The organism is Escherichia sp. E2586 (assembly GCF_005781105.1).
GTDB lineage: Bacteria > Pseudomonadota > Gammaproteobacteria > Enterobacterales > Enterobacteriaceae > Escherichia.
This window is the reverse complement of record NZ_VATN01000038.1, coordinates 15,960-26,110: the sequence shown is the minus strand read 5'-3', so window position 1 is coordinate 26,110 and position 10,151 is coordinate 15,960. Positions and strand designations below refer to the sequence as shown.

Below are 10,151 nucleotides of genomic sequence, written 5' to 3'. Positions count from 1 at the left end.
GAATTTCAGGATTTTTCTCTTTGTTGTTACGACCATCTTGTGAAGTGTTTCACGTTGTCGTCTCAACGGAGGCGCATTATAGGGATCCCAATTTTTTGCACAAGTACTTTTTTGATCTTTTTTTCTGTTTGTTGTTTTTTCACCCTTTTTGCTGCATTCACACACAAAACGGTGCTTTTTTGCATACTAAAAGACTTGCACAAGGCCAATAATGCACCCAAAGTCATTAGTAAATCATTTATTGTTGAGGTAAGTATGTCTGATGTTTTACGCCCATACCGCGATCTTTTTCCACAAATCGGTCAGCGCGTAATGATCGACAGTAGTAGTGTGGTTATTGGTGACGCCCGCCTGGCTGATGATGTGGGGATCTGGCCGCTCGTTGTGATTCGTGGCGATGTGAATTATGTACAAATCGGTGCCCGCACTAATATTCAGGATGGTAGCGTCTTACACGTGACCCATAAATCAACGGCTAATCCACAAGGCAATCCGTTGATCGTCGGTGAAGACGTTACGGTTGGACATAAAGTGATGCTCCACGGCTGCACCATTGGCAATCGAGTTTTGGTTGGGATGGGCTCAATTTTACTTGATGGCGCAATAGTAGAAGATGATGTGATGATTGGTGCAGGTAGCCTGGTCCCACAAAATAAACGACTGGAGAGCGGATATCTGTATCTCGGTAGCCCCGTCAAACAGATCCGCCCGTTAAGTGATGAAGAGAAGGCTGGGTTACACTATTCCGCAAATAATTACGTGAAATGGAAGGACGAATATCTGGATCAGGGTAACCAGACCCAGCCTTGATCATCTTCACTTTGTTCCTGAATTAAGTTTTCCGCTTCCTCTTCCAGGTCCCAGCGATGCTGACGAAAATTCGCTAACCACTGTTCTGGCGTATCTCCTGCAAAGCGGTTCGCCAGACTCTCTCCAGTAATAGCGCAAGTGAGCTGCATACCATTTACAATAGCTGGAAAACAAACGCATTTTTTACTCTCGTTCCACTCTTCCCTGTCTGGAAACTGGATGGCCTGATTCACGCGGACAACTCCTCCTGCAATTGCTTTATAACTGGTGCTACGTCAGGCAGAACACCGTGCCAGAGAAGGAAGGCATGAGCCGCCTGCGCCACTAACATCCCCAATCCATCCGCATTACGTTTTGAGCCTTGCTGTTCACACCATGCCAGAAAGGGCGTTTTTCCCTTCTGGTAGAACATGTCATAACAACAAATACCTGAATGGACGAGCGATGCCGGGATCGCCGGAACATCTCCACTAATGCCACTGGATGTCGCGTTAATAATAAGATCGAACTCGTGACCGTCCAGTTCGTCCATACCCAACGCCTGAACACTACCAGTGTGCGCAAACAATTTAGCCAACTCTTCCGCGCGAGAAACCGTTCGGTTAGTGATTGTCACCGCACAGTCCAGAGAGAGAAGCGGCAGTAATACCCCACGAGATGCCCCACCAGCGCCGATAAGCAGAATACGTAAACCAGAGCGAATAAAAGACAGACGTTCCAGATCGCTTAACAAGCCTACACCATCGGTATTGTCACCCAGTAGGCGTCCATCTTCTAACCGCTTGAGGGTATTAACAGCACCAGCCAACGCTGCCCGTTCAGTAAGCTCATCCGCTCTGGCAAAAGCCTCTTCTTTAAAAGGCACTGTCACATTCGCACCTTTACCACCAGCACTAAAGAAAGCGTTTAGCGTGTTGATGAAATCATTGATGGGTGCCAGCACGCGGCCATAGGGATGTTCAATATTCAGTTGCTGTGCAAATTGCTGATGAATGAATGGCGATTTGCTGTGGGCTATCGGATTACCAAAAACAGCATAGGTTTCCATTATGTTACCCCTGTCGAAACAGTTCACCCGTCAGGGCATCACGAATTTCTGAAGGATTTAAACGACCGCCCGTTTCACCTCGCACAACCGGGAAATCAGCACCAAACTGTGCGTGAACTTCCTCTATTGTTCGACAAGGTGGTAATCCACTCAAGTTGGCACTGGTAGAAACCAGCGGTTTACCATAAGTCTGGCACAAAGCAACCACCAACGGATGGTCGGTAACTCGTACAGCAAGCGAATCAAAGCGGCCCGTCAACCATCGTGGTGTTGTCGCAGGCGCGGGAAAGACAAAGGTGACAGGACCAGGCCAGCGAGAAAAAATGGTTTCACGCTGCGCGTCAGTCAGCATGCTGTCATCAATATAGGGTTTAAGCTGCTCGTAATTTGCCGCGATTAAAATCAGCCCCTTATCAACCGGACGCTGTTTTAAATCCAACAGTCGCATCACTGCTGTTTCGCTATCAGGATCGCACCCGACACCAAAAACGGCTTCCGTTGGATAGGCGATGACACGTTCTTCATTGAGGACATCTATCGCAGCTGCGATAGCGTCTCCTTGCAGGTTATTATTCACGTTATTATTCCGCCGAAACCGGCTTTCCACATTGTTTACTGGCACAGAAATGTTTAACACCCTGCGCGGTTTTCTTTTCGATGAGTAGCGGATAATGACACTCAGGGCACTCTCCGGCTATTGGTTTGAAGTTAATAGCAAATTGACACTCAGGGTAGCGATCACAGGAGTGAAATGTTTTGCCATAACGGGAGCGGCGCTGGACCAGATGGCCCGTCCGACATTGAGGACAGGTAATTGCTGTTTCGTCCGGTTTATCGATAAGTTCGGTATGTTCGCATTCAGGGTAGTTACTGCAACCAATAAACATACCAAAGCGTCCCTGGCGTAATACCAGATTTGCGCCACATGCAGGGCAAACCTGCCCCTCCAGAACTTTGACGATATGCCCATCCGCTGAAGATTTCAGAGGACGGACGTAGTCACACGCCGGATACTGTGAGCACCCAAGAAACGGACCGTGTTTCCCGGATCGAATAACCAGTTCAGCCCCGCACTTTGGGCAGGACTCATTATTACGCACCGTGAACAGTGCTGATTTCGCCATAACAACTTATGCTGAATTAAAGAAATGATTAATGCAGCATACCTTCATTCACTTCAAAGAGTAATTCTTCCATTTGCTGGTACGCATTTTCGCAGCCCGGGATGTTGAACAACACCATCAGGATCACCCATTTCAGATCATCCAGTTCGAACTCTGCGTTATCCAGCGCGAGCACTCGCTCTATCACCATTTCACGAGTTTCAAGGTTGAGCACCTGAATCTGCTCAAGGAAAAGCAGAAACCCACGGCAGCTGGCATCCAGTCGTTCACACTCTTCCGGTGTATAAATACGCATGGAGAGAGGATCAGAGGCAAGTTGCATCGGTTCTGCCAACCCTTCCTGATAATCCGCAAGTTTTTCCAGCCATAGCAGGGCATTGTAGATATCTTCTCGCTCAAAACCTGCGTCGGTAAGATCCTGTTCAAGTTTGTCTTGATCCACACGCAACTCAGCTTCAGTGTGAATATAGGTTTCAAACAAATACATTAGTACGTCGAACATGGCATGCCCTCCTCAATCGGACATAGCCGCCGGGTACAGCTGCGATCCATCCTGCTAACTCCAGTTCAAGTAGTTGAGTAACTACCTCTGGCACAGGTTGGCCGGCACGTTCAGCGACGACGTCAACAGGTGTTACCTCATCTCCTACGTTAGCCAGGAGCTCAGGAAATGGCAATGCCACGTCTTCCTGATCTGATGAATAAAATGATTTTTCATGGGCATCTGGCAACCAGTGCAATCCATATTGCAAATTTTCCAGAATTTCTTCCGGTTCCGTCACAAGAATCGCACCTTGTTTTATAAGCCAGTGGGGGCCTTCACTTCCGGGACTCCCTAATGGACCGGGCAAAGCAAAGACTTCACGTCCCTGCTCAAGCGCACAACGCGCTGTCACCAGTGAACCACTGCGCAAAGCCGCTTCCACCACCAGTACACCTTTACTTAGACCACTAATAATGCGATTTCTTCGCGGGAAATTGTAAGCAAGAGGAGGGGTATCAAGGGGAAACTCCGAGACAAGAGCCCCACCATGTTCAAGCAGACTGGTAGCAAGTCGGGCATGGCGACGCGGATGAATGGTATTTAGCCCATTCCCCAGCACAGCAACACTGACACCATTTACCTGCAAGGCCGCTTTATGCGCTACACCATCGATTCCTCGCGCCAGCCCACTGGTAATTGTCACGCCTCGCGCCGCCAGCGCCTCACATAACAGCCGCCCCCACCGTTCGCCATACCATGAATGCGCCCGGCTTCCCACTACGGCCAACTGAAATGATTGCAGCGCTTGTAGATCACCAGCAACAAACAGTGCACCTGGATAATCAGCCGTTGCAATAAGTTGAGGAGGATAAAATTCACTGTCCGCTGGGATTAAATGATGGTTAGGTTGCTCCAGCCAACAAAGTGAGCTTTCAATACTCTGCTGTGAAAATGTAAGAAAGCGTTGTGCCTGTCGCGATGAAAGCCCTGTTTGCTGCAGTACAACTGCATCAATATTTGGCTGTTCTACCAGCCAGTGAGCAATGCGGACCATATCATCGCCGTACAAGCTGCTGATGCTCATCAGACGCAGCCAAATTTCGGTATCGACCATCCTTATCTCCCTGCCATAAGCAGCCTTAGCAATCTTTGCGATTGGTCAGTGATGCTGTCAATCAGAGGGGGATTTGTCTAGAATAGAAGAAATAATCTTTCTAACTCCTGAACACATCTCTGGAGATTTATGTCAGTTTTGCAAGTGTTACATATTCCGGACGAGCGGCTTCGCAAAGTTGCTAAACCGGTAGAAGAAGTGAATGCAGAAATTCAGCGTATCGTCGATGATATGTTCGAGACGATGTACGCAGAAGAAGGTATTGGCCTGGCGGCAACCCAGGTTGATATCCATCAACGTATCATTGTTATTGATGTTTCGGAAAACCGCGACGAACGGCTGGTGTTAATCAATCCGGAGCTTTTAGAAAAAAGCGGCGAAACAGGCATTGAAGAAGGTTGCCTGTCGATCCCTGAACAACGTGCTTTAGTGCCACGCGCAGAGAAAGTTAAAATTCGCGCCCTGGACCGCGATGGTAAACCATTTGAACTGGAAGCAGATGGTCTGTTAGCCATCTGCATTCAGCATGAGATGGATCACCTGGTCGGTAAACTGTTCATGGATTACCTGTCACCGCTGAAACAACAACGTATTCGTCAGAAAGTTGAAAAACTGGATCGTCTGAAAGCCCGGGCTTAAGGATAAGAACTAACGTGTCAGAATCACTACGTATTATTTTTGCGGGAACACCTGACTTTGCAGCGCGTCATCTCGACGCGCTGTTGTCTTCTGGTCATAACGTCGTTGGCGTGTTCACCCAGCCAGACCGACCGGCAGGACGCGGTAAAAAACTGATGCCCAGCCCGGTTAAAGTTCTGGCTGAGGAAAAAGGTCTACCCGTTTTTCAACCTGTTTCCCTGCGTCCACAAGAAAACCAGCAACTGGTCGCCGATCTGCAGGCTGATGTTATGGTCGTCGTCGCCTATGGGCTGATTCTGCCTAAAGCGGTGCTGGAAATGCCGCGTCTTGGCTGTATCAACGTTCATGGTTCACTGCTGCCACGCTGGCGCGGTGCTGCACCAATCCAACGCTCACTATGGGCGGGTGATGAAGAAACTGGTGTGACCATTATGCAAATGGATGTTGGTTTAGACACCGGTGACATGCTCTATAAGCTCTCCTGCCCGATTACCGCAGAAGATACCAGCGGCACGTTATATGACAAACTGGCAGAGCTTGGCCCACAAGGGCTTATCGCCACATTGAAACAACTGGCAGACGGCACGGCGAAACCAGAAATTCAGGATGAAACTCTTGTTACTTACGCCGAAAAGTTGAGTAAAGAAGAAGCGCGTATTGACTGGTCACTTTCGGCAGCACAGCTTGAACGCTGCATTCGCGCTTTCAATCCATGGCCAATGAGCTGGCTGGAAATTGAAGGACAGCCGGTTAAAGTCTGGAAAGCGTCGGTCATTGATACGGTAACCAACGCTGTCCCAGGAACGATCCTTGAAGCCAACAAACAAGGCATCCAAGTTGCGACTGGTGATGGCATCCTGAACCTGCTCTCGTTACAACCTGCGGGTAAGAAAGCGATGAGCGCACAAGACCTCCTGAATTCTCGTCGGGAATGGTTTGTTCCGGGCAAGCGTCTGGCCTGATAGTCCACTCTTCTAAGCCCGGTCTTGCCGGGCATTTTTATACTTATGAAAAAACAACGTAATTTACGTAGCATGGCGGCCCAGGCCGTTGAACAAGTCGTCGAGCAAGGGCAATCATTAAGCAACATTTTGCCAGCGCTCCAGCAAAAGGTTTCCGATAAAGACAAAGCACTTCTTCAAGAGTTGTGCTTTGGCGTACTGCGCACGCTTTCACAGTTAGACTGGCTGATTAATAAGTTAATGGCCCGTCCGATGACCGGCAAACAGCGGACCGTGCATTACCTGATTATGGTTGGTTTGTATCAACTGCTTTATACCCGCATTCCACCGCATGCTGCGCTGGCTGAAACTGTTGAAGGCGCTGTCACAATTAAGCGCCCGCAACTTAAAGGGTTGATTAACGGCGTATTACGTCAGTTCCAGCGTCAGCAAGAAGAGTTATTAGCCGAGTTTAATGCCAGTGATGCACGTTATCTGCATCCTTCCTGGTTGCTGAAGCGTCTGCAAAAAGCGTATCCAGAGCAGTGGCAATCTATCGTTGATGCCAATAACCAGCGTCCGCCAATGTGGCTGCGCGTTAATCGTACGCATCATTCCCACGACAGTTGGCTTGCATTGCTGGATGAAGCAGGAATGAAAGGCTTCCCGCATTCGGATTACCCTGATGCTGTACGGCTGGAAACACCTGCACCTGTTCATGCGCTACCCGGTTTTGAAGACGGATGGGTTACCGTTCAGGATGCATCAGCACAAGGTTGCATGACCTGGCTTGCGCCACAAAACGATGAACACATTCTGGATCTTTGTGCCGCCCCCGGCGGTAAAACAACGCATATCCTTGAGGTGGCACCAGAAGCGCAGGTTCTTGCGGTTGATATTGACGAACAGCGCCTCTCTCGCGTTTACGACAATTTAAAACGCCTTGGTATGAAGGCGACCGTGAAACAAGGTGATGGCCGCTACCCTTCCCAATGGTGTGGCGAGCAACAGTTTGATCGCATTTTATTAGATGCGCCTTGTTCAGCAACAGGTGTGATTCGTCGACATCCGGATATCAAGTGGTTACGTCGTGATCGCGATATCCCGGAACTCGCGCAACTGCAGTCTGAAATTCTCGACGCCATTTGGCCGCATTTAAAATCCGGTGGAACCCTGGTCTATGCCACCTGTTCGGTGTTACCGGAAGAGAATAGCCTGCAGGTTAAAGCCTTTTTGCAACGTACCGCTGATGCCGAACTTTGCGACACCGGAACACCAGAACAACCGGGTAAGCAAAATCTGCCTGGTGCCGAAGAGGGCGACGGCTTCTTTTACGCTAAGCTAATCAAAAAGTGATGAGATAACGGGTCGCGACTGATGAAAATTATCATTCTGGGTGCCGGTCAGGTTGGCGGCACACTGGCGGAAAACCTGGTTGGCGAGAACAACGATATTACTGTTGTCGATACCAACGGTGAGCGTCTGCGGACCTTGCAGGATAAATTTGACCTGCGAGTCGTGCAGGGGCATGGCTCTCATCCACGCGTATTGCGGGAGGCAGGTGCCGACGACGCCGATATGCTGGTTGCTGTAACCAGTTCAGATGAAACCAATATGGTTGCCTGCCAGGTAGCCTACTCACTTTTCAACACCCCTAATCGCATCGCTCGTATCCGCTCACCAGACTACGTGCGCGATGCCGATAAGCTATTTCATTCAGATGCTGTACCGATTGATCATCTGATCGCACCAGAGCAGTTGGTTATCGATAATATTTACCGACTGATTGAGTATCCCGGCGCATTGCAGGTGGTGAACTTCGCTGAGGGCAAAGTGAGCCTTGCAGTGGTAAAAGCCTATTATGGTGGCCCGCTTATTGGTAATGCGCTTTCGACCATGCGCGAGCATATGCCACATATCGATACCCGCGTGGCGGCAATTTTCCGCCACGACCGTCCTATCCGCCCGCAAGGTTCGACTATTGTTGAAGCTGGTGATGAAGTATTCTTTATTGCCGCCTCGCAGCATATACGCGCGGTGATGAGTGAATTACAGCGACTGGAAAAACCGTATAAGCGGATCATGCTGGTTGGTGGCGGTAATATCGGTGCAGGGCTGGCGCGTCGCCTGGAAAAAGATTACAGCGTCAAACTCATCGAACGTAATCAGCAGCGCGCTGCCGAACTGGCGGAAAAGTTGCAGAATACGATCGTCTTTTTTGGTGATGCGTCGGATCAAGAACTGCTGGCCGAAGAACATATCGATCAAGTTGATCTGTTTATTGCCGTCACCAACGATGACGAGGCCAATATCATGTCAGCCATGCTCGCCAAACGTATGGGTGCGAAAAAGGTGATGGTATTGATCCAGCGTCGCGCTTATGTGGATCTGGTTCAGGGGAGCGTGATCGATATTGCGATTTCACCACAACAAGCAACTATTTCTGCGTTGCTTAGTCATGTGCGAAAAGCAGATATTGTTGGTGTTTCCTCATTGCGCCGCGGCGTAGCAGAAGCTATTGAAGCCGTTGCTCACGGTGATGAAAGCACCTCGCGCGTTGTCGGCAGAGTCATTGATGAAATCAAGCTACCGCCAGGAACGATTATTGGAGCGGTGGTACGTGGAAACGACGTGATGATTGCCAATGACAATCTGCGCATTGAGCAAGGCGATCACGTAATTATGTTCCTCACAGATAAAAAGTTTATTACCGACGTCGAAAGACTCTTCCAGCCAAGTCCTTTCTTTTTGTAATTAATAAGGCGTCTAATGACGCCTTATTATTTCCCTTTGATTATCAAGGATTAATTAAATTCACTCCTGGCAGGAAAATGGCTTAACATTTGTTAGACTTATGGTTGTCGGCTTCATAGGGAGAATAACATGAGCATTATTAAAGAATTTCGCGAATTTGCGATGCGCGGGAACGTGGTGGATTTGGCGGTGGGTGTCATTATCGGTGCGGCATTCGGGAAGATCGTCTCTTCACTGGTTGCCGATATCATCATGCCACCTTTAGGCTTATTAATTGGCGGGATCGACTTTAAACAGTTTGCTGTCACGCTACGCGATGCGCAGGGGGATATCCCTGCTGTTGTGATGCATTACGGTGTCTTCATTCAAAACGTCTTTGATTTTCTGATTGTGGCCTTTGCCATCTTTATGGCGATTAAACTAATCAACAAACTGAATCGTAAGAAAGAAGAACCGGCAGCAGCACCTGCACCAACTAAAGAAGAAGTATTACTGACAGAAATTCGTGATTTGCTGAAAGAGCAGAATAACCGATCTTAACAAGCGCCTGAAAGCAGAAGGCCAGTGGTAAAAAAGTGATTTACTTTCTTGCCACTGGCCTCCCAGCTACCCCGATTGCCATGTTTTCCTTTTCGCATATAACTGCCTTTCCCTTTTTTATTTTTTTCTACACGCTGCCTGAACAAAGGGTCATGTAGTAATGCTTCAATCGCATTATCCTTTATCTGCCCTTTCGTATGCTGATATCGACTCATAAAAACTCCAGTTGGTTATTTAACGGCGCGAGTGTAATCCCGTCAGTGCAAAAAATCAACAACCTGCTTTGACACCGCTGGCTCCTTGTTCAAGAGCTTCAAGGATAGAGCAATAAACGCTGCTATGGGCGCTACCACAACAGGCATCGTTAAGACGTTGCAAGGAACGCTGCATGCTCTGCAACTCGGCTATCCGCGCTTCCACTTCCTGTAATCTTTCCTGCACAATACCTTTTGATTCCTGACAAGTATGATGTTCAGGATCGATACGGATCGAAAGTAACTCACGGATCGACTCAAGACTGAAACCAAGTTGTCTGGCATGCCGAATAAATTTCAACCGTTGGAGATCGCTTTCGGTATATAGGCGAAAGCCTCCTTCCGTACGAACTTCATGATCCATCATCTGTTGTTTTTCGTAATAACGTATTGTGTCGGGCGTAACTTCTGCCAGTTTTGCCAACTCACCAATGCGATACATA

The 10,151-nt window shown here is 48.7% G+C and carries 14 protein-coding genes; 6 read left to right on the top strand and 8 right to left on the bottom strand.

Annotated elements, in window-relative coordinates; genetic code table 11:
• Positions 1 to 255: 255 nt before the first annotated feature.
• Positions 256 to 810: a gamma carbonic anhydrase family protein gene (locus FEK50_RS23115; protein WP_131162655.1), complete on the top strand. Its 555-nt coding sequence runs from the start codon at positions 256 to 258 to the stop codon at positions 808 to 810.
• Here FEK50_RS23115 and FEK50_RS23110 read toward each other — a convergent pair.
• From FEK50_RS23110 to dprA, 6 genes are read right to left on the bottom strand one after another with little or no spacing between them, the layout of a single operon-like run.
• Positions 786 to 1,043 carry a DUF1488 domain-containing protein gene (locus FEK50_RS23110; protein WP_131162656.1) on the bottom strand — a complete coding sequence of 86 codons (258 nt, stop codon included), beginning with the start codon at positions 1,041 to 1,043 and terminating at the stop codon, positions 786 to 788. The two genes, FEK50_RS23115 and FEK50_RS23110, sit on opposite strands and share 25 nt — an antisense overlap.
• Complete coding sequence (gene aroE, locus FEK50_RS23105; RefSeq protein WP_130206871.1) at positions 1,040 to 1,858, bottom strand: shikimate dehydrogenase; 819 nt, start codon at positions 1,856 to 1,858, stop codon at positions 1,040 to 1,042. Before aroE ends, FEK50_RS23110 begins: the two co-directional genes overlap by 4 nt.
• 4 nt (positions 1,859 to 1,862) lie before the next feature.
• Positions 1,863 to 2,435 (bottom strand): L-threonylcarbamoyladenylate synthase type 1 TsaC, encoded by a 573-nt coding sequence (gene tsaC, locus FEK50_RS23100; protein ID WP_131162657.1) that lies wholly within the window; start codon positions 2,433 to 2,435, stop codon positions 1,863 to 1,865.
• A gap of 4 nt (positions 2,436 to 2,439) precedes the next feature.
• Positions 2,440 to 2,982 (bottom strand): type I DNA topoisomerase, encoded by a 543-nt coding sequence (locus tag FEK50_RS23095; RefSeq protein WP_001129723.1) that lies wholly within the window; start codon positions 2,980 to 2,982, stop codon positions 2,440 to 2,442.
• Between the two features lie 28 nt (positions 2,983 to 3,010).
• A complete protein-coding gene (gene smg, locus FEK50_RS23090; protein ID WP_000460680.1) occupies positions 3,011 to 3,484 on the bottom strand; it encodes a DUF494 family protein Smg in 474 nt (157 codons plus the stop codon).
• Positions 3,456 to 4,580 (bottom strand): DNA-protecting protein DprA, encoded by a 1,125-nt coding sequence (gene dprA, locus FEK50_RS23085; protein WP_130206875.1) that lies wholly within the window; start codon positions 4,578 to 4,580, stop codon positions 3,456 to 3,458. The genes smg and dprA overlap by 29 nt, the downstream gene beginning before the upstream one ends.
• A 129-nt stretch (positions 4,581 to 4,709) precedes the next feature.
• Between dprA and def the strand changes: the two genes are divergently transcribed.
• From def to mscL, 5 genes are all read left to right on the top strand, one after another.
• Positions 4,710 to 5,219 (top strand): peptide deformylase, encoded by a 510-nt coding sequence (gene def / locus FEK50_RS23080; protein WP_000114984.1) that lies wholly within the window; start codon positions 4,710 to 4,712, stop codon positions 5,217 to 5,219.
• 14 nt (positions 5,220 to 5,233) lie between these two features.
• On the top strand, positions 5,234 to 6,181 hold the full coding sequence (gene fmt, locus FEK50_RS23075) for a methionyl-tRNA formyltransferase (RefSeq protein ID WP_131162658.1): 948 nt from the start codon (positions 5,234 to 5,236) through the stop codon (positions 6,179 to 6,181).
• 45 nt (positions 6,182 to 6,226) lie between these two features.
• Positions 6,227 to 7,516: a 16S rRNA (cytosine(967)-C(5))-methyltransferase RsmB gene (rsmB, locus tag FEK50_RS23070; protein ID WP_131162659.1), complete on the top strand. Its 1,290-nt coding sequence runs from the start codon at positions 6,227 to 6,229 to the stop codon at positions 7,514 to 7,516.
• Positions 7,517 to 7,537: 21 nt separating this feature from the next.
• Positions 7,538 to 8,914 carry a Trk system potassium transporter TrkA gene (trkA, locus tag FEK50_RS23065; protein WP_000691382.1) on the top strand — a complete coding sequence of 459 codons (1,377 nt, stop codon included), beginning with the start codon at positions 7,538 to 7,540 and terminating at the stop codon, positions 8,912 to 8,914.
• 129 nt (positions 8,915 to 9,043) lie between these two features.
• On the top strand, positions 9,044 to 9,454 hold the full coding sequence (gene mscL / locus FEK50_RS23060) for a large-conductance mechanosensitive channel protein MscL (RefSeq protein WP_000022442.1): 411 nt from the start codon (positions 9,044 to 9,046) through the stop codon (positions 9,452 to 9,454).
• Here the strand turns inward: mscL and arfA are convergent.
• Together arfA and zntR are read right to left on the bottom strand one after the other, a co-directional pair.
• Positions 9,451 to 9,669 (bottom strand): alternative ribosome-rescue factor ArfA, encoded by a 219-nt coding sequence (gene arfA, locus FEK50_RS23055; protein ID WP_042201146.1) that lies wholly within the window; start codon positions 9,667 to 9,669, stop codon positions 9,451 to 9,453. The two genes, mscL and arfA, sit on opposite strands and share 4 nt — an antisense overlap.
• 55 nt (positions 9,670 to 9,724) lie before the next feature.
• Complete coding sequence (gene zntR / locus FEK50_RS23050; protein ID WP_059222259.1) at positions 9,725 to 10,150, bottom strand: Zn(2+)-responsive transcriptional regulator; 426 nt, start codon at positions 10,148 to 10,150, stop codon at positions 9,725 to 9,727.
• Position 10,151: the final 1 nt, after the last annotated feature.

Coding starts and splice junctions, on each gene's coding strand:
- FEK50_RS23115 (WP_131162655.1), top strand. CDS start 256: ATGTCTGATGTTTTACGCCCATACCGCGATCTTTTTCCACAAATCGGT.
- aroE (WP_130206871.1), bottom strand. CDS start 1,858: ATGGAAACCTATGCTGTTTTTGGTAATCCGATAGCCCACAGCAAATCG.
- FEK50_RS23095 (WP_001129723.1), bottom strand. CDS start 2,982: ATGGCGAAATCAGCACTGTTCACGGTGCGTAATAATGAGTCCTGCCCA.
- smg (WP_000460680.1), bottom strand. CDS start 3,484: ATGTTCGACGTACTAATGTATTTGTTTGAAACCTATATTCACACTGAA.
- dprA (WP_130206875.1), bottom strand. CDS start 4,580: ATGGTCGATACCGAAATTTGGCTGCGTCTGATGAGCATCAGCAGCTTG.
- def (WP_000114984.1), top strand. CDS start 4,710: ATGTCAGTTTTGCAAGTGTTACATATTCCGGACGAGCGGCTTCGCAAA.
- rsmB (WP_131162659.1), top strand. CDS start 6,227: ATGAAAAAACAACGTAATTTACGTAGCATGGCGGCCCAGGCCGTTGAA.
- trkA (WP_000691382.1), top strand. CDS start 7,538: ATGAAAATTATCATTCTGGGTGCCGGTCAGGTTGGCGGCACACTGGCG.
- mscL (WP_000022442.1), top strand. CDS start 9,044: ATGAGCATTATTAAAGAATTTCGCGAATTTGCGATGCGCGGGAACGTG.
- arfA (WP_042201146.1), bottom strand. CDS start 9,669: ATGAGTCGATATCAGCATACGAAAGGGCAGATAAAGGATAATGCGATT.
- zntR (WP_059222259.1), bottom strand. CDS start 10,150: ATGTATCGCATTGGTGAGTTGGCAAAACTGGCAGAAGTTACGCCCGAC.